Source organism: Kroppenstedtia sanguinis, assembly GCF_050433445.1.
GTDB lineage: Bacteria > Bacillota > Bacilli > Thermoactinomycetales > DSM-45169 > Kroppenstedtia > Kroppenstedtia sanguinis.
Genome location: NZ_JBNPXF010000008.1, coordinates 73,628 through 95,417, shown reverse-complemented (window position 1 = coordinate 95,417; position 21,790 = coordinate 73,628). Strand labels below are relative to the sequence as shown.

The 21,790-nt window shown below is 51.5% G+C and carries 19 protein-coding genes and 1 riboswitch; of the genes, 12 read left to right on the top strand and 7 right to left on the bottom strand.

All coding sequences use genetic code 11. The features are described 5' to 3' along the window. Nucleotides 1-117 precede the first annotated feature (117 nt). Both JOD24_RS06900 and JOD24_RS06895 read right to left on the bottom strand, forming a co-directional pair. Complete coding sequence (locus JOD24_RS06900; RefSeq protein WP_380165875.1) at nt 118-888, bottom strand: EcsC family protein; 771 nt, start codon at nt 886-888, stop codon at nt 118-120. Nucleotides 889-1,131: 243 nt separating this feature from the next. Next, on the bottom strand, nt 1,132-1,287 hold the full coding sequence (locus tag JOD24_RS06895; protein ID WP_429246606.1) for a hypothetical protein: 156 nt from the start codon (nt 1,285-1,287) through the stop codon (nt 1,132-1,134). Nucleotides 1,288-1,523: 236 nt separating this feature from the next. Between JOD24_RS06895 and JOD24_RS06890 the strand changes: the two genes are divergently transcribed. From JOD24_RS06890 to JOD24_RS06870, 5 genes are all read left to right on the top strand, one after another. Continuing rightward, a complete protein-coding gene (locus JOD24_RS06890; protein ID WP_429246605.1) occupies nt 1,524-2,018 on the top strand; it encodes a PTS sugar transporter subunit IIA in 495 nt (164 codons plus the stop codon). Nucleotides 2,019-2,624: 606 nt separating this feature from the next. Further along, nucleotides 2,625-4,340 carry a phospho-sugar mutase gene (locus JOD24_RS06885; protein WP_429246604.1) on the top strand — a complete coding sequence of 572 codons (1,716 nt, stop codon included), beginning with the start codon at nt 2,625-2,627 and terminating at the stop codon, nt 4,338-4,340. 156 nt (nt 4,341-4,496) lie between these two features. Further along, nucleotides 4,497-4,608, top strand: a riboswitch (SAM riboswitch). A gap of 75 nt (nt 4,609-4,683) precedes the next feature. Beyond that, nucleotides 4,684-8,166 carry a methionine synthase gene (gene metH / locus JOD24_RS06880; protein WP_429246603.1) on the top strand — a complete coding sequence of 1,161 codons (3,483 nt, stop codon included), beginning with the start codon at nt 4,684-4,686 and terminating at the stop codon, nt 8,164-8,166. A 16-nt stretch (nt 8,167-8,182) separates the two neighbouring features. Next, nucleotides 8,183-10,045, top strand: coding sequence for a bifunctional homocysteine S-methyltransferase/methylenetetrahydrofolate reductase (locus JOD24_RS06875; protein WP_429246602.1), 1,863 nt, complete (start codon nt 8,183-8,185; stop codon nt 10,043-10,045). 1,494 nt (nt 10,046-11,539) lie between these two features. Then, nucleotides 11,540-12,493 carry a 4-hydroxy-3-methylbut-2-enyl diphosphate reductase gene (locus JOD24_RS06870; protein ID WP_380165732.1) on the top strand — a complete coding sequence of 318 codons (954 nt, stop codon included), beginning with the start codon at nt 11,540-11,542 and terminating at the stop codon, nt 12,491-12,493. Nucleotides 12,494-12,561: 68 nt separating this feature from the next. On the opposite strand, the gene JOD24_RS06865 is transcribed toward JOD24_RS06870, so the two are convergent. The 3 genes from JOD24_RS06865 to JOD24_RS06855 form a co-directional block, all read right to left on the bottom strand. Further along, nucleotides 12,562-12,738 carry a hypothetical protein gene (locus tag JOD24_RS06865; protein WP_380165734.1) on the bottom strand — a complete coding sequence of 59 codons (177 nt, stop codon included), beginning with the start codon at nt 12,736-12,738 and terminating at the stop codon, nt 12,562-12,564. A 103-nt stretch (nt 12,739-12,841) separates the two neighbouring features. Continuing rightward, nucleotides 12,842-13,513, bottom strand: coding sequence for a tetratricopeptide repeat protein (locus JOD24_RS06860; RefSeq protein ID WP_380165736.1), 672 nt, complete (start codon nt 13,511-13,513; stop codon nt 12,842-12,844). Between the two features lie 52 nt (nt 13,514-13,565). After that, nucleotides 13,566-13,919 carry a winged helix-turn-helix transcriptional regulator gene (locus JOD24_RS06855; protein ID WP_380165738.1) on the bottom strand — a complete coding sequence of 118 codons (354 nt, stop codon included), beginning with the start codon at nt 13,917-13,919 and terminating at the stop codon, nt 13,566-13,568. A 135-nt stretch (nt 13,920-14,054) separates the two neighbouring features. Between JOD24_RS06855 and JOD24_RS06850 the strand changes: the two genes are divergently transcribed. Further along, on the top strand, nt 14,055-14,438 hold the full coding sequence (locus JOD24_RS06850; RefSeq protein WP_380165740.1) for a DoxX family protein: 384 nt from the start codon (nt 14,055-14,057) through the stop codon (nt 14,436-14,438). A 350-nt stretch (nt 14,439-14,788) separates the two neighbouring features. Here JOD24_RS06850 and JOD24_RS06845 read toward each other — a convergent pair whose 3' ends face one another. Continuing rightward, a complete protein-coding gene (locus JOD24_RS06845) occupies nt 14,789-15,544 on the bottom strand; it encodes an FHIPEP family type III secretion protein (RefSeq protein WP_380165742.1) in 756 nt (251 codons plus the stop codon). 26 nt (nt 15,545-15,570) lie between these two features. Continuing rightward, nucleotides 15,571-15,885 carry a DUF1811 family protein gene (locus JOD24_RS06840; RefSeq protein ID WP_380165744.1) on the bottom strand — a complete coding sequence of 105 codons (315 nt, stop codon included), beginning with the start codon at nt 15,883-15,885 and terminating at the stop codon, nt 15,571-15,573. A gap of 115 nt (nt 15,886-16,000) precedes the next feature. Here JOD24_RS06840 and JOD24_RS06835 point away from each other — a divergent pair, with 115 nt between their 5' ends. The 6 genes from JOD24_RS06835 to fabI all read left to right on the top strand — a co-directional run bounded on the left by JOD24_RS06835 (nt 16,001) and on the right by fabI (nt 21,730). Further along, complete coding sequence (locus JOD24_RS06835) at nt 16,001-16,954, top strand: alkaline phosphatase family protein (protein ID WP_429246601.1); 954 nt, start codon at nt 16,001-16,003, stop codon at nt 16,952-16,954. Beyond that, nucleotides 16,947-17,333 carry a hypothetical protein gene (locus JOD24_RS06830; RefSeq protein WP_380165748.1) on the top strand — a complete coding sequence of 129 codons (387 nt, stop codon included), beginning with the start codon at nt 16,947-16,949 and terminating at the stop codon, nt 17,331-17,333. Before JOD24_RS06835 ends, JOD24_RS06830 begins: the two co-directional genes overlap by 8 nt. Nucleotides 17,334-17,438: 105 nt before the next feature. After that, entirely contained in the window at nt 17,439-17,780 is a 342-nt protein-coding gene (locus tag JOD24_RS06825; RefSeq protein WP_380165750.1) for a DUF2512 family protein, read from the top strand. Between the two features lie 1,181 nt (nt 17,781-18,961). Next, nucleotides 18,962-19,873 (top strand): MBL fold metallo-hydrolase, encoded by a 912-nt coding sequence (locus JOD24_RS06820; RefSeq protein ID WP_380165753.1) that lies wholly within the window; start codon nt 18,962-18,964, stop codon nt 19,871-19,873. 123 nt (nt 19,874-19,996) lie between these two features. After that, nucleotides 19,997-20,758, top strand: a complete 762-nt coding sequence (gene nagB, locus JOD24_RS06815) for a glucosamine-6-phosphate deaminase (protein ID WP_429246600.1) — start codon at nt 19,997-19,999, stop codon at nt 20,756-20,758. A gap of 201 nt (nt 20,759-20,959) precedes the next feature. Beyond that, a complete protein-coding gene (gene fabI, locus JOD24_RS06810) occupies nt 20,960-21,730 on the top strand; it encodes an enoyl-ACP reductase FabI (protein WP_380165756.1) in 771 nt (256 codons plus the stop codon). The last annotated feature ends 60 nt before the right edge of the window (nt 21,731-21,790 follow it).

Here is a 21,790-nt window from a genome sequence, read left to right as displayed (position 1 = left end):
TTTATAATTTATGGGAAATTGTTAGAGAGAAGGAGTCAGAGTTCGATCCGTCCCACCCCAAATAGAGCCAATCCCCACGCTAAAAAATCACTGCGGACCTTCTCCGCAGTGATTGGTTCAGGACTCTATGGACTCCAGCTTTTCCAGAATCCGGCGTTTGCGATAAAGCATCCGAGTGACTTCCGCCACGTTTCCCACGGCGGCTTTGTTGATCCAAGCACCGAAGAGGATGCCGGCGATGGGGACGAGCTGGAACAGCTTTTTCCAGCCCAAGTGATCCCGGTAGGTAGCGATCACTTCATGCCATCCTTGCAACTGGGAGATGGACTCCCGTTCGGCGTCCTTTAGGTGAAAAGAGGACAGGTTTTTGAGAATGGCTTGTTTTCCCACATAATCAGCAGAGGCAAACTGGAGGCACTGAACGATAAAGATGCGTTCTTTCTTTTCCCGTGGATCGTAACCGTGAACCAGCGCCATTTCTTGGGCCGTTTTCAGGGAGAGACCGAGGAGAACCGGGATATCGATGGCAAGTGTCAGGAAGCCGCCCACCCCGGTGGTGGCCCCCTGATATTTGGCTACTTCTGCTCGGGATTTTTGTAAGTCCTCCGCTACGTGGTCCATAACTGTCAGAGGCAAGTATGGAACTTGGGAGAGACCAATAGAACCGGAAGGTTGTCCAGTCTCTTGGGACAGCCGGTCGAGCATGGCATGCTGGTTGATCAGGTAGCGGCCCCCGGTCTGGATATAGGCGCCGAGTTCATCCAAGAGCTGACCGATCCAGTCGCGAAGAATCCGGGGGGTGATCCGGTCCAGCAGAGCGAAGGGAAGACGACCGATCTTTTCCCAGAACCACAGGTCTTTCTGTTCTTCTTCCCATCGTTCGATCATTCGAAGTTCCACCGAAAGCTGGTCTCTCGATTCTTCCCTGACAGGTGTGGGCAAGGTGATCACCTCATCCCTAAGGTTTTCTTTAAGTATAACGGTTGCGAAAGGGATTGGACAGTAGAGGCGAGGAGTTTTGTCTGAATAAAAAAAAGAAAGGCTTTTTTGAGTGGAGTGATTTAGTATATTCTTAAGATGAGTGGGATGGGGCATCAGTGGATCCAATATCTGAGTGGTTGATCGCTTTTTCTATCGATAAGTGAGACCGGTTGGCTCTCCAGTGGAGCGTGGCGGTTTGGGGGCAGGGGATTTGGGCAGTTCAGCCTGTTCTTTCAGGTACCAGATTCCGGTGAACAACAGGGTACCCACAATAAAACTGAGCACTCCAATATCGATGGAAGTCATTTGAAACCTACACCCCTTTCGGTCTTTTGTACTAAAAAGATAACACATGTATCAGTATGGTTTTTTAAGGGATGATTAATTCCTGTTTGATTCTCTGTTTCAAAAAGTTTTCAACTTCTCTCGATAGTGACGATCCGCCTGGGGGAGGAAGATACTTGTGGATGGGGAAGTGATTTTAGGGGGGAATCACAGGCTAACTCCATGGAAACCTTACAACAACAAAGGAGTGAATATCGATGTTTCGCAATTTGTTCGGGAAAAAAGAGAAAACACTGCTTTTGGCTGCTCCCTTGAAGGGAAAGGTGATCTCGCTAAATCAAGTGCCGGATCCTATTTTTTCTGAAAAAATGATGGGGGATGGGATCGCCATGGAACCGGCGGAAGGGATACTCTGCTCTCCGGTGGATGGGGAAGTGGTCCAAATCTTTCATACCAAGCACGCTGTTAGCCTCCGCACGGTGGAAGGCCTGGAAGTGTTGCTTCATATCGGTTTGGAAACGGTGTCCATGGAAGGAAAAGGGTTTACTGCCGAAGTGAAGGAAGGGGAGCAGGTGAAGACCGGTCAGCCTTTGATTCGCTTTTCGTTGGAAACCGTCCAGGAACAGGCGAAAAGCACCGTGACCCCCATGGTGATCCTCAATATGGATCGTGTGGACCATCTGGAGGCCAAGTCGGTGGAAGCGGCTGAACCAGGGGATGGGATCCTGGAAGTGACGCTGAAATCATCCTAGGTCGTCTAAAGGTGATGGAAAAAACATTCACCGCAGGGCTGTTGATTAACCAGGAAATGGGTGATGGAAACGAAATTGACCTTTCGCTCTTCCTATTACCCCCATCGTAAAATATCGCTTGAGGGGACGGGGATGGTGGGACGGTGGAGAGCCTTTGCGCTCTTTGCAAGAGATCGTAGCCGTCCCACCATCCCGACCTGTTTTCCTGCCAAAAATATGGCTAATCAACACGCCTGCCTTCACCGGGAGGGCGGGTCTTCACATGGAGTGACTTTGCCTTGTTAGAACTTGGGTACTGAAATGTGAAACCCAACCTCCGTCTCGACGGAGACTCCTTGGGTACAAGTCTCGCCAGGGAAGGGAAGAGTCCTTCCGGCGAGACTTGTACCCTCTTGAATGCCAGGACAAAAACAAGATCAAAGTGGATTGAAGGCACACTAGAAGTGTTGTGAAAAAGTCATTACAGGGGCTGGGTTTCACATGGAGCGATTTTGGCGGAATGTAAAAGCCGACCCCAACCGTCCAAGATCGATGTAAATCACAATGTAGATGGGAAGAGTGGAGATCGATCAACAGAGTGCATCTGATTCTGTGAGGAGGATCGACATGACACGGGAACGTCAGGCGGAAGACCTGTTGGAGCTTTGGTTGAAGGATCCGGTGATCGACCAGGAAACCAAGGATGAGCTGTGCAGCATTGCACAGGATCCAAAAGAAGTGATGGACCGTTTCCACAAAGACCTGGAGTTTGGCACGGGAGGTTTACGGGGGCTGATGGGAGCAGGCAGCAACCGGATCAACCGGTATACCGTGGGGAAAGCCACACAGGGTCTGGCCCAGTATCTCTTGCAACTGGAGAACTCCCCTTCGGCAGTGATCGCCTATGACTCCAGACGCCATTCTGCGGAGTTTGCCTTGGAGGCGGCGTTGGTACTGGCCGGAAACGGGATTCGCACAAAATTGTTCAAGGAGATGAGACCCACCCCGGAGCTGTCTTTTGCCGTCCGATATTTACAGACGACGGCAGGGATTGTCATCACTGCCAGTCACAACCCGGCCCCTTATAACGGTTATAAAGTATACGGCAGGGAAGGAGGGCAGCTTCTCCCTGAGGCCGCTGCACAAGTCCTCTCATGGATTCGGCAGATCCACTCCTTCGCCGACATCCAAAAAATGACCCGCAAGGAAGCGGAAGAGAACCAGTGGCTGGAGTGGATCGGGGATGAGGTGGATGAGGCCTATCTGGAAGCGGTCACCTCCGTCAGCGTGCAACCAGAGGGAACAAGGCCTATCAAGCAACGACTAGGCATCGTATACACCCCGCTTCATGGAAGCGGGAATCTGCCCGTCCGGCAGGTTTTGCAGCGGACCGGGTTTGAACGGGTCTACGTTGTGAAAGAACAGGAGGAATCGGATCCCCTCTTTTCCACCGTGGAAACTCCCAATCCGGAAGATCCGAAGGTGCTTGCAAAGGCGATCCGGCTGGCGGAGCAGATGGAGGCAGATCTGGTGATCGGGACTGACCCCGACGCGGATCGGATCGGGGTTGCCATCTCAGACGGAAAAGGAGGGTATACCCCTCTGACGGGAAATCAGACTGGGGTCTTAATTTTTCATTACCTTCTCTCCACCATGAAGAAAAGGGGAACCCTGCCGCCTAAGGGAGCCATGGTCAAAACTGTGGTCACCGGGGAGATGGGAGCCCGGATTGCACAGATTTACGGTGTTGAGGTGTTTAATACCTTAACCGGTTTTAAATATATTGGCCAAAAAATCGAGGAATTCAGGCGAAGCGGAGACTATCAGTTTATTTTCGGATATGAGGAGAGCTGTGGCTATTTGGCTGGAACCCATGCTCGGGAAAAAGACGCCGTGGTGACGGCGATGCTCCTCTCCGAAGCGGCGGCGGAGTATCAAAGCCAAGGAAAAAGCTTATATGTAGTCCTGGAAGAATTGTATCAAACCTATGGTTACTTTGCGGAGGGCATGCAAACCCGAACATTGCAAGGGATGGAGGGGGCCCGGAAGATCCAGGAGATCATGGCGGACTGGCGACAGAATCCTCCTCAGAGAATCGCTGGTGTTCCCTTGCTTGGCATGGAGGACTTTGCACAGGGATTATACGGGCTCCCAAAGGAAAACATGCTTAAGTTTCATCTCCCCGAGGGGGCCTGGATTTGTCTGCGTCCATCGGGTACGGAACCGAAAATCAAGATCTACTTTGCCACCATCGGATCCTCCGCCCTCGAAGCCTCCCAACAGTTGCAACAGTTGATCCAAGGGGTGGGGAGGCGCATTGATGAATATTTGAGAGGATGCTAAGGAGCGGAACGTGGAAGAATAGGATCCCCCCTCATTGAGCGAATCCACATGCCTGGATCAAACTAGATATTGACAAGGATGAGTCGATTTATTATAGTTAACGGAAACTTAGGGATTGATGATTTACAATCAATCCTCACAACCGAATACTTGATTCTCTTATCAAGAGAGGCGGAGGGACTGGCCCGATGAAGCCCGGCAACCTACTGTGCATTTTGCGCGCGGTGTGGTGCCAATTCCTGCAGAGTAAATCTCTGTCAGATGAGAGACCGAATTGGAAATAGCGGACCTTTCATCTCAGAGAGATGGAAGGTTTTTTACTTTTCTGAGGGGTGAACTAGGGATGACCCGCACAGTTGGAAAAAAACCGATCCAGCAAAGGCTGAAGGAGAAGATATTGGTTCTTGACGGAGCGATGGGCACTCAATTGCAAGGGGCAGCATTAATAGCAGAAGATTTTGGAGGGGAAGAGTACGACGGTTGCAACGAATACCTCAACTTGACCCGACCGGACTTGATCCGGAGGATTCATCGAGAGTATCTGCAGGCCGGAGCCGATGTGATTGAAACCAACACCTTTGGGGCGACCCCGGTGGTGCTGGCGGAGTATGGGTTGCAGAAACAGGCAGAGGAGATCAACCGGCAGGCGGCGAGATTGGCAGTAGAAGCGGTCGCAGACTACACTACGCCGGATCATCCTCGTTATGTGGCGGGAGCTCTCGGTCCCACTACTAAGACCCTCTCTGTCACTGGGGGAGTCACCTTTGATCAGCTGGTGGATTCCTACCGGGAACAAGCCCAAGGTTTGATTCGAGGAGGAGTCGATCTTCTGTTGCTGGAGACTTCCCAGGATACCCTCAATGTGAAGGCGGCGGGAATCGGGATTCGGCAAGCCTTTGCGCAATTGGGTAGCGAAGTGCCCCTGATGATCTCCGGTACCATTGAACCCATGGGAACGATGTTGGCAGGGCAAAACGTGGAATCCTTCTATCTGTCCATTCAACACTTAAATCCCCTGACCGTAGGGTTGAACTGCGCCACGGGTCCGGAATTCATGCGGGATCACCTACGGACTCTTTCCGGGCTGGCCCATTGCGGAGTGAGTTGTTACCCCAATGCCGGACTTCCCGATGAGGAGGGGCACTACCATGAGACTCCACGAGGCCTGGCACAAAAACTGGCTGGATTTGCCGAGCAGGGTTGGATCAATGTGGCCGGGGGGTGTTGCGGGACGACGCCGGAACACATCGAGGCGATCGCGGAAACGCTGGCGGACAAGGAGCCCCGTCGTTGCAATCCTGCCCATTCCCCTGCGGTATCCGGGATTGAACCCCTTTTTCTGGAGGAGGATAACCGCCCGATTCTGGTAGGTGAGCGGACCAATGTGATTGGCTCCCGCAAGTTTCGCGACATGATCCGCGAGGGGAAGTATGAGGAAGCTTCCGGAATCGCCCGGCGGCAAGTGAAGGGAGGGGCCCAGGTGATCGATATCTGTTTGGCGGACCCAGACCGGGATGAGCTGGAGGATATGGAAGGGTTCCTTCAGTTTGCCGTCAATCAAGTGAAGGTTCCTCTGATGATCGATTCCACGGATCCCCAAGTAATCGAGGGGGCCTTGAGGTATTCCCAGGGAAAAGCGATCATCAATTCCATCAACTTAGAAAACGGAGAAGACCGTTTCCGGGAGGTGGTACCGCTCATCCACCGATACGGAGCCGCCGTGGTCGTAGGTACTATCGACGAGGAGGGAATGGCTGTCCGGGCGGAGCAAAAACTGGCCATAGCCAGACGCTCCTATGACTTGTTGGTGAACGATTACCACATTCCGCCGGAGGATATCATCTTCGATCCCCTGATCTTCCCTGTGGGAACGGGGGACCGAGCTTATATCGGAGCTGCTGGAGAAACCATTGAAGGCATCCGTCGGATCAAGAAAGAATTGCCGAAATGTAGCACCATACTCGGGGTATCCAATGTCTCCTTTGGTTTGCCCACCGCCGGCAGGGAAGTGTTGAACGCGGTCTGTCTATATCATTGCACCCGGGCGGGGTTGGACTATGCCATCGTCAATACAGAGCGGTTGGAACGTTACGCTTCGATTTCCGAAGCAGAGCGAAAACAGGCGGAGTTGTTCCTCTTCGGAACCAACGAAGAAAACTATGACGATGTTCTGGCGAAATTCGCTGGATTTTACCGGGATAAGAAGCCGACACAGAAAGAAGAAGTGCAGAGTCTCCCTCTGGAAGAACGTTTAGCCCGATATGTGGTAGAGGGAAGTAAAGACGGGCTGATTCCCGATTTGGAAAAAGCATTGCAAAAGTATAAACCGCTAGAGATCATCAACGGCCCCCTGATGAAAGGAATGGATGAGGTGGGCCGTCTGTTCAATGATAACCAGCTGATCGTGGCAGAAGTGCTCCAAAGCGCTGAAGTGATGAAGACATCGGTCACTTTTTTGGAGCCTCACATGGAGAAAACCAGTCAGGAGAGCAAGGGAAAGATCCTATTGGCCACAGTGAAGGGGGATGTTCACGATATCGGGAAAAATCTGGTGGAGATCATTTTGTCCAACAACGGTTATGATGTGATCAATTTGGGGATCAAAGTGCCTCCGGAGCGACTGATAGAAGCTTGCCGTCGGGAAAATCCGGATATGGTGGGGTTGTCCGGTCTGTTGGTCAAATCGGCTCAGCAGATGGTGCTGACCGCCCAGGACATGAAGGTGGCCCATTTGGATGTGCCTGTACTGGTGGGTGGGGCGGCTTTGACGCGAAAGTTTACCGATCAGCGGATCGCTCCTCAATATGACGGACTGGTTCTCTACGCCAAGGATGCCATGAATGGGTTGGAGTTGGCCAATCGGCTCCGGGATGGTGAAAAACGACGGCAATTGGTGGTGGAAGTGCAACAGAACCGGGAGGAGAAAGCACAAAGCCGTAGCTCGGGGACTTCGGTGCAGGAGGCGGCCGGAGGCGGCGGGGTGGCTACCTCTGTCCACGTCTCCACGGTAAACCGGGAGGCGCCGGTCTACTCTCCGCCGGATTATCGTCCTCACATCCTGCGAAATTACCCCCTCAGCCACTTGGAGCCCTACATCAACCAGCAGATGCTGTTGGGCAAACATCTAGGCTTGAAGGGAAATGTAGAGCAACTTCTGTTAGAGGGCGATCCCCGGGCAACAGACCTGAAGCGGAAATTAGACGAAATGATCGCCGAATTGCGAGGGGCGGGGGAACTCAGCGTCAACGGAATCTATCAGTTTTTTCCGGCTCAGTCCGATGGGGAGACCATCCAGATCTATGATCCGGAGTTTGCTGGAGAGAAAGTGTTGGAAACCTTCACTTTTCCCCGTCAGAGCAAATCTCCATACCTGTGTCTGGCTGACTTTTTGCGGTCGCGGGAATCGGGTGTGGTGGACACAGTGGGTTTTCTAAACGTGACGGCGGGCCATGGGATTCGGGAGCGGGCGGAAGCCTGGAAGCAGAGTGGCGACTATCTGCGCTCTCACATGGTGCAGGCTTTGGCCTTGGAGTTGGCGGAGGCTTTTGCCGAGAGACTGCACCATGTGATGCGGGACGGGTGGGGCTTCCCCGATCCACCGGAGATGACGATGCGGCAGCGGTTTTCTGCTCGCTACCAAGGGATTCGGGTCTCTTTTGGCTATCCAGCCTGTCCCGATCTGGAAGACCAAGCCAAACTGTTTCGCCTGATCCGCCCCGAGCGGATCGGAGTGAAGTTGACTGAAGGATTCATGATGGAACCGGAGGCGTCGGTATCGGCCATGGTTTTCTCCCATCCCGAAGCGAGATATTTCAATGCCGTGTGAAAGAGGAGGAGAGGAAATGACCCATCGTTCGGATCTGAGGGCTGCCCTGACAGACTCTCTGCTGGTGGGGGATGGGGCGATGTCCACCTATCTATATCAACAGGGGATTCCCGTCGGAATGATAGCAGAAGAACTCTCTCTGTCTCGACCAGACTGGATTGAAGAGGTGCATCGTCAGTATCTGGAGGCAGGAGCCCGATTGATCGAAACCAACACCTACGGAGCTAATCGGGAACGTCTCTCTCGCTACGGATTGGAAGGAAAGGTGAGCCGGATCAATCGGGAATCTGTTGCTATCGCCCGCCGGGCGGCGGAAGGCAAGGCTTATGTGGCCGGTGCTGTCGGCTCCATCAATGCTGGCCGGGTGCCCCGCTGGTCTCCAGCGGAATATCGGGATCTATATGAAGAGCAGGCCACTGCTCTCCTCTACGGTGGGGTGGATGGAATCATTCTGGAGACATTTTTTGATCTGGAGGAATTGTTGCTGGCGTTGGAGGTGATCCGGCCCCTTACCGACCGCCCTATTCTGGCGCAGCTCACCATGCTGGAGGTGGGAAGAACCCGGGATGGACATCCCTTGACGAAAGCTTTTTCCGAACTACAAAAGCAGGGGGTGGACGGGGTAGGGCTCAATTGCCGCGTCGGCCCTTTGCAAATGGAGCAGGCTTTGGAGAAAACAGTACTTCCCGATGGGCTGATCCTTACCGCTTTTCCCAACGCTGGCCGTTTGGGAGGGAGCGACGGGGAATATCAATATGAATCCACACCTGAATATTTTGGAAGCCGGGCCAAAGCCTTGCGAGAACAGGGGGCTCGTCTGATTGGGGGCTGTTGCGGAACGACCCCGGGGCACATCCGCAAAGTGGCAGAAGCCTTACAAGGATTGGCCCCGATCCCCCGGGTGAATCCGAAAATTCCAGAGGAAGAAGTCGTTTCACTTCCCTTGCAAGTGCGATCCCGGCCCACCGTGGTGGAGCAGGTTCGCAAGGAGACGACGGTGATCGTGGAGTTTGATCCGCCCAAGGATCTCGAGATCGAAGAATTTCTCCATGGAGCGGAGATGTTGCATCAGGTAGGTGCGGATGCGATCACCCTCGCTGACAATTCCATGGCCACCCCTCGCATGAGCAATATGGCTCTCGCCTCGATCTTGAAAAGCCGGACCCATGTAGAGACTCTGGTGCATATCGCTTGTCGGGACCGAAACCTGCTGGGACAGCAGTCCCATCTGATGGGGCTTCATGCACTGGACATCGATCAAATTTTAGTGGTGACAGGAGACCCCACACGGATCGGCGATCTACCTGGGGCCAGCTCCATCTATGATGTCAACTCCTTTGACCTGATTCGGATGGTGAAGCAGTTAAATGAAGGGATCTCCTTCTCGGGAAAGCCCTTGCGACAACGGGGACGGTTTGTGGTCGGAGCCGCTTTTAACCCTCATGTTTCCCGGCTCGAGGCGGCGATCCGCCGCTTGGAGAAAAAGGTGGAGGCCGGAGCGGATTTTATTATGACCCAGCCGATTTATGATGTGGAGACGTTGCAACGGGTTCATGAAGCCACCCGACAAATTCCGATCCCGATCTTTATCGGTGTGATGCCCCTGACCGGCCACCGCAATGCTCTGTTCCTTCACCATGAACTCCCTGGCGTCAAAATTCCGGCATCGGTGATGGAGCGAATGCAGGATTTGAAGGGACCGAAAGGCAGGGAGATCGGTGTGGAGCTGGCTGAGGAGCTGTTGGATGAAGCGGTTTCATTGTTCAATGGAATCTATTTGATCACACCTTTTCATTACTGGGAGATGACAGCAGAGCTGACGCGCCGTATTCGGCGAAGAGGTAAGAATCGCTCCATTGCGACCCTGGAAAGACCTTGATTAGAGCGATGTGATCGGAGACGTCACACAGGTCTGACCCCGGTAAGGGATGGATGAGACATATCCTCGAACAGGCTGTTGATTAGCCTGCGTTTTTTGCAAGAGATCGTATTTTTCCCACGATCCCTGTCCCCTCAAGCCATATTTTAGGTGGGGAGATCGTATTCACCCACGCTCGGATTGCCATCCGGCAAGGAAGTGAAAACTGGCCGCTCCAAATCTGACCATCAGGCAGGGGCAAAGCCTTACGGAAGAAACACAGGGAAGATATTGCCCCTAAACGCCCTCTCGTAAGACTTCTCCGCTGGGTAGGATGGCAACCTTGCTATCGAGATTGTAGTGCCTGTGGTGCTACCTTCATCTAGAGTTTCAGCTCCTTTGGATTGTAGTGCCTGTGGCGCATCCTTAACTTCAAATTGTAGTACCTATGGTGCAAAGGTCGCTTTGGCAGCACACGACTCCCTTCCGCCGACCATTTTGTGGTTCATCAGCAGCCCTGACCCTCGAAATATTGTGAAAATATTGTCACAGGGAGGATGGGGTTTTACATGGAGCGTCTTTGGCGCCGGAATGTAAAACTTCCATCCCGATCGTCTGCAAAGGCAGGTAATCACAAACCTTTTAGATCCAGCCCCTTTTCCTTCATCTGTAACTGAAAGGGGCTTTTTCCTGTACAATCTTCCAGGAATGTAGTATATGTTTGATGATTAGACCACCTTGAGGGGAGGTCCCTCGATTGCCAGACACAGAATTGTTCAATGTGCTATTGTTGTTTATGATTGTGAGCTGCATGGTGTTGATGGTTCTTTACATACGGGAACGAGGAAAAAACAAAAAAAAATGAACCTCCCCTAGGGGAGGCGAAAAGTTTGTCCTCAGCTCATCCATGCCAATGGTGAAATCCATGTTTGGGATCAAAGTGCATATGGGAGCTGGAGCTGGAAGAAGAACTGCTGGAGGAACTACTACTGGAAGATTCATGGGGATGGCAGCCGCAGTGTTCCATGTACTTCTTCATCATTTTTCGTTCCATTCGGTGACACATCTTCATGTGATGGTACATCATATGCGGATCCATACTGCAGGGATTCATCATCGGCTGATGAGGGACCGGCATATGGGGACCGTGCATATGCGGGACGTGCTTTGGAATATGATGATGAAAATAATTCGGCTTGTGGGGAATGTGGTGCTCAGGCATCTTAGGGAAGCTGGGTAAATTAGGCATTTTCGGCATGTATTCTGGCATTTTGGGCAGAGGTGCTACCGGTTTTTTGGGGGACTCGTGGTTTTTTTCACCCATCGGTTGTTCTCACTCCTTCGCTTTGTTGGCGGATACACTGTATCCTATGTGGAAGGCCAGACACCGGTACCTAAGAAAAGTGCCTATATTTCCCCTCAGTTCTCGGTCACCTTGGTCAGACTTAGGGAAGTACGTTATAATAACGGGGAATGTTTTGTCTGGCCCGGACTGGGCCTGGGAGGGATTTTGGAATGGACGTGTTGCGAATTACCCCCCGTGGTTATTGTTATGGGGTGGTGGATGCCATGGTATTGGCCCGTGAAGCAGCCAAGAACCTGGATCTTCCCCGTCCTATATACATTTTGGGAATGATTGTTCATAACCGTCATGTGGTGGAAGCATTTGAAGAGGATGGAATCGTCACTCTGGACGGGAAAAACCGGCTGGACTTGCTGGAAGATGTGGATCAGGGAACGGTGATTTTCACCGCTCACGGCGTCTCCCCTGAAGTACGCCAGCGAGCGCGGGAAAAAGGGCTGACCGTGGTGGATGCGACCTGTCCGGATGTCACCCGTACCCATGATCTGATCAAGGAGAAGGTGGCAGAAGGTTACGAGGTGGCCTATATCGGGAAAAAAGGGCACCCTGAACCGGAAGGGGCGATCGGAGTCTCTCCGGATCACGTCCACTTGGTGGAAGCGGAGGAAGATGTGCAACGGCTTCAGCTGGATTCCGAAAAAGTGCTGATCACCAATCAGACGACGATGAGTCAATGGGATACCCGTCATTTGATGAAAAAAATCAAGGAGAAGTATCCCCACGCCGAGATTGTCAATGAAATCTGTCTGGCGACACAGGAACGGCAGGAAGCCGTGGCTGAACAGGCCAAAAAGACAGAGATGGTGATCGTGGTTGGTGACCCCCGGAGCAACAACTCCCGGCGGCTGGCTCAGGTGGCGCGGGATGTGGCGGGGGTAGAGGCCCATCGGGTGAATGAGGTGACAGAGATTGACCTCGAATGGTTAAAAGGAAAAAGCTATATCGGAGTGACTGCTGGAGCTTCTACTCCTACACCGATCACCCGGGAAGTGATTAAGTTTCTGGAACAATTTGATGAAAAGGATCCTTCCACATGGGAACCGGAACGAACAGTCCGTAAAGATAAATTGCTTCCCCCGATTCGCAAGAAGCGTAGGACCCAGTAACCCAAATGAAAAAAAAAGCCACGGCTTGATACCGTGGCTTTTTTGGGTGGACCCGAAAAAATATTCTGTCAAATAAGGGGAGTCTTACCGATCCGTTTCCTTTGGATATAGGAATAGCATTGGTTCATCGATCCCCGAAACTCCACTCGATGGTCTTTTTTCATCGGGTTGTACCATTGAAAGTACTGGTCTTCATGCAGAATGGACAGGGGATATTTCTCCGAATCCATGATGACGTAATACATCCGACATCACACCTCCTGTTCTCCAGTATGGTCGAAATCTTCACTGGATAAGCATGATTCCACTGTTTTTTCAAAAAGATCCCCCCTTGAAGGGGGGAGAGGGCTAAAAAATCAGGCGGAAGCGGGAACGCAGAGCCCAGGGGCGTTCCGTCCGTTTTTTGTATTTGGGTAATGAGCGATAGATTGCGATCGCCTCGCGATATGCCTCTTGACTTTCTTCCCGGCGGCCCATCTGTGCATACAAACGGCCGAGTCGATAGTAGGCTTCACTGGAAGAGGATTGGATCTCCCGAAACTGATCCAAGTGATAGAGGGACTTTTCCTGATCAGAGGAGCTGAAGGCTTCTCCCAAACGAAGATGGGGTTCGCCGTAGTAGACCCGGGGGTTTTGTTCCAGGGCCTCGAGCATCATCTGTTCTCCTCGCTCCAAATCCCCCAACTTCAGACAACAGAATCCGATTTCCGCCCGGATCTCGTCGGATTCCGGGATCACCTGCAGTACCTCCTCCAGGTAGGGAAGTGCTTGTCGAAACTGCTTTTTCTCCATGAGCAGACGGGCTAGTTCTCTTTTATTAGATGTATGATGGGGATTGAGCTGGAGAGCCTGTCTCAACTTGCGAAGTTGGCTGTTTCGCCGGAAAGGGCGGGTGACACTGGGAAACATCCCAACAAAGCGCCTGTCCAGAAAATAGATGATAACGAGCAGGATCAACAGGGCGATCAAGGGATTTCCGGTCAACATCCACAGAATCCCGAATGAAAAGAACTTACCCATGGCAACACCCCCAGCAAAGGAAAGAGCCCGCTTCTTTAAATCAAGCGGGCTCCTATTTATTTGTGGACAGGTCCTCTGGGTCCAACCATTCCTCCGCCCAGATTTGAACCTCGTCCATTACGGGTTTTAATGCTTTTCCTTTTTCAGTTAGAGCATATTCGATCCGGACAGGGGTCTGTGGAAAGATGTTCCGCGTCAGGACCCCGGCGGCTTCCAATTCTTTGAACCGCTCTGTCAGCATTTTGTCGCTCATACCGGGGATCATCGTGGAGATCTCTTTAAACCGTTTAGGGCCATCCAATAATACCCGGATGATAAGTCCGGTCCAACGTTTGCCCAGGAGTGTAAAAGCGAACTCAAATTTGGGACACAGTTTTGTTGTACAGGGATGTTCTTGATTTGACATTTGGACCACTCCCAACCCTATTTTACCATATTGGCTTGACAATAAGTAAGTGATTGTTTTATTTTAATTACTAAAGGTAAGTGGTTTACGTTTATATAGTGACTAACTATATATAACTCAAAGGAGGATGGATTCATGGATGAAGGACTTCTTATCATTCGTTTGGTATTTGGCCTGACGATGGCCGCCCATGGAACGCAAAAACTTTTTGGCTGGTTTGGAGGTCAAGGATTGAAAGCAACGGGTCAATTTTTTGAATCCATCGGAATTCGTCCCGGTGTATGGATGGCTCTGTTGGGAGGACTGGGAGAGTTTGTCGGTGGGCTGTTGCTGGCATCAGGGGTTTGGATGCTTGTAGGTTGCGCCTTGTTCGTGGTGACCATGCTGGTGGCGATCATCAAAGTTCACGGTAAAAATGGGTACTGGGCCACTGGAGGCGGGATTGAGTATAACGTGGCTATCATCGCTGTTGCTGTTGGGCTCGCCCTGACCGGCCCCGGTGCCTATACCCTGTTCTGATCCAAAAGTGAAGATTTTAACCGTACAAAAACCGCAACCCTTTAGACTGGGATGCGGTTTTTGTGATGCGGGCGCCGGCTTGGATGATTTATAGAAAAACTCAGGCGTGTTGATTGTTGATTCGCTCTATTTTAGGTAAGAAAACAGGTCGGGATGGTGGGACGGTGAAGAGTCTATGCGCTCTTTGCAAGAGATTGTAACCGTCCCACCCTTCCCATTCCCCTCAAGCCATATTTTACGATGGGGACAATGGAAGGGCGAAAAGGTCGTTTCGTTCCCATCATCCAATTAATGGTTCATCAACAGCCCTGAGGAAAACGATCGTTTCTTGCTGGATTCGGAAGTGATTATTACTTTGAAAAGCAGATAACCTGCCCTTCCTGTCGGCTGGCCCGGCGACGACGGTCCTTGTTTTTGGAGGCCACATATTTGGCGATCTCTGCCGGATGGGGCTGGTGCCACTCCGGGGGAGTGTACCCCTCATGGGGATGGGTGAGGTAATATTCCAAAATAATTTCCAACAATTCCTCAAAGGGAGAGAGAGGGATTTTCTCCTTGGCCAGCTGTTTCATCACGGACCAGAGTAGACCCGGGGTCAGATGACGGGATTCCAACTCTTTCACCAGTTCTGGATTGTGAGATTGGGCTTGCTTCAACCAGTGGGTCGCCCAATCGTAGGTGATCAAATCATCCAGACGCCGGTTCAGGATGGAGCGGACATGGCGGATGATGATTTCAGCACAAGTCTCTCCCGCCCCCTCGGTCCACCAGCCTTCAGTCCGCTGCAGAGGATGAATTGCCGGAGTCGACTTGGTCTCTCCGGGTTGGTCGGCAAAGCGGAGAGGCGGATTGAGAACTCCTTCAGCGGCGGACCTGCCGCGTACTCGGATCATATAACAACCGGGTTCCATGGAGGAAAGGGTACGGATCCGGATCGCTGGCAGATAGACTCCCACTTGGCGAAAGATCTCTTTGCGGAGTCCCTGGATCTGTGAGGTGAAGTCGGGATCTTGTAACAGGTGTTCATATAACTGAGCTTCCAGCTCCAAGGAAATGATTTCGCTTTTTTGCTCACCGTAAGCATCGGTTAAATTCCAGTCTGACATCATTCTACCTCCTGACAAAAACTCAATCATGAGGGGGAAGCCGGTATCAAGATGCCGATGGGAAGGGCGGAGAGGATCTGTTCATCTTGCCACCGACCCCAAGCCATCACACCTCTGAGATATTCCACTTCAAACAGGCGGGAGTCTCCTTCAACCGCAAACCGTTCCCCGGGCCGGATAGTATCCGGATCGGTCAGGTAGGACTTGGCAAAGTTGATTTTTTGTCGGATCACCGTTTCTTCTCCAGGCATGGTGGAACGGCGGGCCCGGTTTTCTTCTAGTTCCAGACGCCGGATCTCTTGCTCCAATTCCTCCCGGCTCATGTTATTGTATTGAATCATGGACTGCCCTCCTCGGCGTGTTCCTGAGGATACACAGGTATTATACCAAAGGCCGGGGGATGTTTCCTGTGATACAATGGTGAGGACAAGGATGGGTTCGGGAAGGAGGCGCGGGATGTCGGTCTTTTTGTTGTTTATCGACGGGGTGGGACTCGGGGAGCGAGCCGATTGGAATCCCTGGTACACGGAGTCCACTCCCCATCTAGAGCAGACGTTAGGCGGGATGCCTCTCATCGGGGAAGCCGTGGGGGGCCACGGGAAGAATAGCCTCCTCCTGTCGACAGATGCCAAGCTGGGAGTGGAAGGTCTGCCTCAGAGCGCGACAGGGCAAGCGACGATCTTTACCGGTCGCAATGGGCCCCAGGCGATGGGAGAGCATCAGCGTGGGTTGCCTTTTTGGCGATTGAGGGAATGGGTGGAACAGGACAACCTGTACCACCAAGCGGAAGCCGGCGGATGGAAGGCTACTTTTTCCAACAGCTATTCTCAGGATTATTTTGAACTTCCTACAACCCGCAGAGGATGGATCTCTGTGTCTACTGCTACGATGCTGAGTTCGGGTCAGCCCTTGCGGATGTTGGATCGGCTGATACAGGGACGTGCGGTTCACCATGACCTAACCCGACGCTCCCTGGTGGAGAAAAATCCGGAAGTACCCGTGATCGAGCCGGAACTGGCTGGCCGCCACCTGTTGGGTCTCGGCAAGGACTATGACGTGGTGGTCCACGAGTTTTTTCTGACCGACTTAGCAGGTCACCGTCGGGATTCCACCTTGGCGGGCCAAGTGATCCGAGAGTACGACCGGTTTTTCGGCGAAGTAGTGCTTGGCTTACGGGAAGAAGATACAGTGGTGTTGGTTAGTGACCATGGGAACAGCGAAGATTTGCGGAGGAATACACACACTTTTCATCCAGTTCCCACGTTGGTGGTGGGAGCTGGTGCAGATGCGGCCTCCCGATTTGCTGCGGAGCGTGAGGTATGGGATTTAACCGGAATCACCCCGTTGTTGCTCCATCTGTTAGAGCAAACAGATAGAAAGCGGGAAGAAAGAGGGGAAGGACATGGCTGAACGATATGTACCCCGAATCACGGAGGCTGCCATTCCTGAGGATGGCAGCTGGGCGGAGTTGGCCGAGAAAAATGTGCTGATGCTCCATGTGCCTGAGTGGGAGGAGGAGGTCCGTCTTCCCTTTCGCGGAGCGCAGCGGGTCTGGTTGTATGACCGGCAGGAAGACGCCTATATCTTCTGCTTCCGTTTGCAGGACGGGACAGAACGAGCTCTCGCCTTTGCCAAAGATCACGGGGGACGATTGCTCATGGATGAACGGGCACACGGCTTCTTTTCTATTCTGATTGTCACAGAAGCATTGGATGCGTTGCAAAAGGAGACCCCCATGCTATTGTTTCCGGAAGTTTTTCTGAAACGGCACCCGAAGGCGGGCTGGTGAAGTCGTACAGGAAAAACCGAAACCCTCCTTTCCCGTCTCTCGGGAAAGGAGGGTTTCGGTTTTCTGCGTATATGGGAGGCATATTAAGAGGAGGAGGGATGGAACGTGAACTTTCTTCTCAAAGTGGTGATCTATATGACCGTTCTACACGGAATTTACCTGTTGCTGGATGGATTGAGCTATTCTACCATCCTGGCTCCGGTGGGAGTCGTCCTCTTCCTGGCCACGGTGGGCCATTTTGCCGACCGTTGGGTGTTGCCCCTGCTGGGAAATCCCCTGTCTACCCTCGCTGGCGGTTCCTTTATGGTGGCTGTCATCTGGGGAAGCCAGTTTCTGTTTCCCGGCTCCCATGTCCGTTTCCCGGTGGCCCTGTTGGCCGGTGTCATCCTAGGCGGGGTGGAATACCGGATGCATAGGGACATCCTGGGGAGGAAGGAGACGGTCTGAGTCGACAGGGCCAGCGACCTCAGCGCGCTGCAGGATCCTGGTTTCCGACTAGGACTTCATTCCAGATCAATACAGATCAAACCAGGGCTGTTGATGAACGATAAAGTGGGTGATGGGAACGTAACGACCTTTTCGCTCTCCCCATTGTCCCCATCGTAAAATATGGTTTGAGGGGATGGGAAGGGTGGGAGGGCTACGATATTGCAAGGAGCGCAAAGGCTCTTCCTAAAATAAGGCGAATCAACACGCCTGAGATCAAACATATTGACCGGATGTTCAGATCGATCGACGGGATCTGTACCCAGATGACGGGCCAGATCCAACAGGGGCCTCATATTCTCCTGCGCTTGGTGGGACCACTGATCCGACTCCACCTTGGCTAACAGGATTTCCAGTCGTCCGAACCCCTACCTTCAACTATTCCCATACACCTCACGCATCAGGGATACACCTGACATCCAAATCGATGACCAGATTCCTTTAGGTATTACAAAGAAACAACCGTTGTGATGGCAAAAAAAGAGACTTCATCCCCGACGAGAGGGAGGAGAAATTTTTCTGATGGGCAGAGATGCAGCCATTTTCCATTTAAATCTCTTCAAATAGTAGTATAATTAACAGGAATTTCTTTTTGGGGTGCATTTAAAAGTCTGGGAGGAGAAGAAACCAAAGAAATCAGGGCTGTTGATTCACCAGGAAATGGGCGGCGGAAGGGAGTCGTGTGCTGCCAAAGCGACCTTTGCACCACAGGCACTACAATCTCGATAGCAAGGTTGCCATCCTACCCAGCGGAGAATCTGGAGGGAGGGCGTTTAGGGGCAACATCTTCCCTGTGTTGCTTCCGTAAGGATTTGCCCCTGCCCGATGGTCAGATTGGGAGCGGCCAGATTTCACTTCCTTGCCGGGTGGCAACGGTCGCGTGGGTGAACACGATCTCCTCACCTAAAATATGGCTAATCAACACGCCTGCAAAGAAATAATACTTTGCAAAAACTTATATCTGCCATGACTGAGAATGATAAATAGTGAGTATTTAATGCAGAGCAACCTGCATTAAAAGATATAAAATAGTTTATAGCGTAGAAAAATAGACACCAAAAATAAAAGGATAATCATTATGTCAAATTTGATAGAAAGGACTGGGACAACGGAACTTGACCCTCTGTCCGAGAGGAGAAATTATGAAGACAAGGTATGTTAATTTGAATGGTGTGTCGAATAAGAAAACGTTTCGAGATATGCGAAAGTGGCTGAAGGAAAGACGAAGTAAAAAGAAGGATTTAACTGAAAATATACCGCAATGTTCAAAAAAAAGGATCCAAGAAATTAAGGAAAACAGAAGTCGAATTTCTTATACCTGGATTGGACATTCTACTTTTTTGTTTCAACTTGATGGCCTTAATATACTTACTGATCCAGTATGGGCGAAGCGAATGGGTTTTCAGAAGCGATTAACTGAACCGGGAATTCCGTTGGAAGATTTGCCAGAAATCGATGTTGTGGTCATTTCACATGGTCACTATGATCATCTTGATTTTCCGACGTTGAAAAAACTAAAAGGAAATCCATACTATTTTGTTCCCATTGGGATGAAATCTCTTTTTATAAAAAAAGGTTATCAAAATGTAAGAGAAATGAGCTGGTGGGAATCGTTTGAATATGAAGGGATCAAAATTCACTTTGTACCAGCTCAGCACTGGACAAGAAGGTCGCTTAACGATATGAATACTTCCCATTGGGGTGGGTGGATATTTCAAACTACCAGTAAAACGTTTTATTTTGTGGGGGATACAGGATTTTTCTCAGGTTTTAAGGAAATAGCTGCACGTTTTATGATTGATATCGTATTTATGCCAATTGGTGCCTATGAACCTGAATGGTTTATGGCAGATTCGCATATTTCTCCTGAAGATAGTGTAAAGGCATTTATTGAATTAGAGGCGAAGCAATTTGTTCCTATGCATTATGGTGCATATCGATTGGCAGATGACACAGGTCCCGAGGCCTTAGAGCGTTTACTGCGTGAATGGAAAAAACGCCAGCTGCCAAGGGAGCAATTGAAGGTTTTATCAATAGGGGAAACCGTGATGTAATTAATTTGAAAAATGATTTTGGAATGAGGTCATTGCAAGGAATTTGCGGTCGTGGGGTGCTTGAATTAGAATGATAAAGTATGGATGAGCATGATTTCAGCGGTTGAGGAAGGGGAAATCGATATGGTATCGAAATCCAAGATCCAAGTGGTAGCTGTTTCCGATTATGAGGAGTTGAGCCGGGAGGCAGCCCGGAGAATCATTGCAGTGGTTCGTCAACATCCTGCCTCCGTGCTCGGTTTGGCTACAGGGAGTACCCCTGAGGGGACTTATCGGGAATTGGTACGTGACCATGAGGAACAAGGAACCTCCTACCATCAAGTGACCACGTTCAATCTGGATGAGTATGTGGGGTTGGCCGCCAATGATCCTCATAGTTACCATACTTACATGGACCAGCACCTGTTTCGCCATCTGGACATCCCCCAGGGGAACACACATCTTCCCGATGGGTCTGCAGAAAAACCCGAGGCGGAATGTCGCCGTTACGAGGAGATGATCCGACAGGCTGGGGGAATCGATTTGCAACTATTGGGGATCGGGGTAAACGGCCATATCGGCTTTAATGAGCCGGGAACACCCTTCTCCAGTGAGACTCAGGTGGTACAACTGGACGAGTCTACCCGGCAGGCGAACCAAATCCATTTTGAGGATCCACAACAGGTACCCACCCATGCGATCACGATGGGAATGGCGACGATCCTCAAGAGTCGCGGTATTTTATTGCTCGCGTCAGGAGCGAAGAAAGCTCCGGTGCTCCAGCGTCTGCTGACGGAAACAGAGATCACTCCGGATCTCCCCGCTTCGATCCTTCGCTCACATGAGGATGTGACCCTGATCGCAGATCAGGAGGCCCTCTCCCTGGTGGAGGCCGATTTGGGCTAAAAGAGGAAATCCTCTCCTGACGGGAGGGGATTTTTGTATTCAATTTTCCCTACGAGTGAGCCTGGAAATTCCGCTTTCAGGTGAAGGATGGAGGAGACATTGACATTCCTTGTTTTTTCCGATACGCTGAAATGGATTTAGTAGCTGGTACTAATCTTGCTGGGTCGATCCGAAAGCTTACATAGGAAAGGGGAACACCCGATGAAACTGATGGAAGGTAAACGGGCGCTCATCATGGGAGTGGCTAACCAGCGGAGCATCGCCTGGGCGATTGCCCAAGCGCTCCATGAACAGGGAGCGGAGCTGGCATTCACCTATCAGGGAGAACGGTTGGAAAAGAAGGTAAAGGGTTTGGTGGATAAGGAGATGCCCGGTTCTCTGTGTGTCTCCTGTGATGTCACCTCTGACGAGGATGTCCGTCACCTCTTTGATACGATCGGTCAGAAATGGGATGGTCTGGATGTCATGGTTCACGCCATTGCCTTCGCCAAGAAGGAGGATTTGGAGGTCCCTTATGTGGAAACCTCTCGGGACGGATATGCCCTGGCCCAGGATATCAGTGCTTACTCACTGGTTACTACAGCCAACGCGGCTCGCCCGCTGATGAAAGAAGGCGGGAGCATCATTACGATGACCTACATGGGTGCTGAGCGGGTCATCCCCAACTATAATGTGATGGGTGTCGCCAAAGCTGCTCTGGAAACCAGCGTGAAATATTTGGCTTATGACCTGGGACAAGATAATATCCGAGTCAATGCCATATCCGCTGGTCCAATCCGGACCCTGGCCGCCAAGGGGGTCAAGGATTTCAACTCGATGCTTCACGTGGTGGAAGAACGTTCTCCGTTGCGCCGGGGGATCGATGCTTCCGAAGTGGGGGATACCGCCGTATTTTTGGGCAGCCATATGGCTCGGGGAATCACAGGAGAAGTGATCCATGTGGACTCCGGATACAATATCATGGGGATGTGAACTCTCCGCCACCTCGGTGGCGGTTTTTTCTTGCGCCTTTCCCGTAAAATATACCGGTAA

Coding starts and splice junctions, on each gene's coding strand:
- JOD24_RS06900 (WP_380165875.1), bottom strand. CDS start 888: ATGATCGAACGATGGGAAGAAGAACAGAAAGACCTGTGGTTCTGGGAA.
- JOD24_RS06895 (WP_429246606.1), bottom strand. CDS start 1,287: ATGACTTCCATCGATATTGGAGTGCTCAGTTTTATTGTGGGTACCCTG.
- JOD24_RS06890 (WP_429246605.1), top strand. CDS start 1,524: ATGTTTCGCAATTTGTTCGGGAAAAAAGAGAAAACACTGCTTTTGGCT.
- JOD24_RS06885 (WP_429246604.1), top strand. CDS start 2,625: ATGACACGGGAACGTCAGGCGGAAGACCTGTTGGAGCTTTGGTTGAAG.
- metH (WP_429246603.1), top strand. CDS start 4,684: ATGACCCGCACAGTTGGAAAAAAACCGATCCAGCAAAGGCTGAAGGAG.
- JOD24_RS06875 (WP_429246602.1), top strand. CDS start 8,183: ATGACCCATCGTTCGGATCTGAGGGCTGCCCTGACAGACTCTCTGCTG.
- JOD24_RS06870 (WP_380165732.1), top strand. CDS start 11,540: ATGGACGTGTTGCGAATTACCCCCCGTGGTTATTGTTATGGGGTGGTG.
- JOD24_RS06865 (WP_380165734.1), bottom strand. CDS start 12,738: ATGTATTACGTCATCATGGATTCGGAGAAATATCCCCTGTCCATTCTG.
- JOD24_RS06860 (WP_380165736.1), bottom strand. CDS start 13,513: ATGGGTAAGTTCTTTTCATTCGGGATTCTGTGGATGTTGACCGGAAAT.
- JOD24_RS06855 (WP_380165738.1), bottom strand. CDS start 13,919: ATGTCAAATCAAGAACATCCCTGTACAACAAAACTGTGTCCCAAATTT.
- JOD24_RS06850 (WP_380165740.1), top strand. CDS start 14,055: ATGGATGAAGGACTTCTTATCATTCGTTTGGTATTTGGCCTGACGATG.
- JOD24_RS06845 (WP_380165742.1), bottom strand. CDS start 15,544: ATGTCAGACTGGAATTTAACCGATGCTTACGGTGAGCAAAAAAGCGAA.
- JOD24_RS06840 (WP_380165744.1), bottom strand. CDS start 15,885: ATGATTCAATACAATAACATGAGCCGGGAGGAATTGGAGCAAGAGATC.
- JOD24_RS06835 (WP_429246601.1), top strand. CDS start 16,001: ATGTCGGTCTTTTTGTTGTTTATCGACGGGGTGGGACTCGGGGAGCGA.
- JOD24_RS06830 (WP_380165748.1), top strand. CDS start 16,947: ATGGCTGAACGATATGTACCCCGAATCACGGAGGCTGCCATTCCTGAG.
- JOD24_RS06820 (WP_380165753.1), top strand. CDS start 18,962: ATGAAGACAAGGTATGTTAATTTGAATGGTGTGTCGAATAAGAAAACG.
- nagB (WP_429246600.1), top strand. CDS start 19,997: ATGGTATCGAAATCCAAGATCCAAGTGGTAGCTGTTTCCGATTATGAG.
- fabI (WP_380165756.1), top strand. CDS start 20,960: ATGAAACTGATGGAAGGTAAACGGGCGCTCATCATGGGAGTGGCTAAC.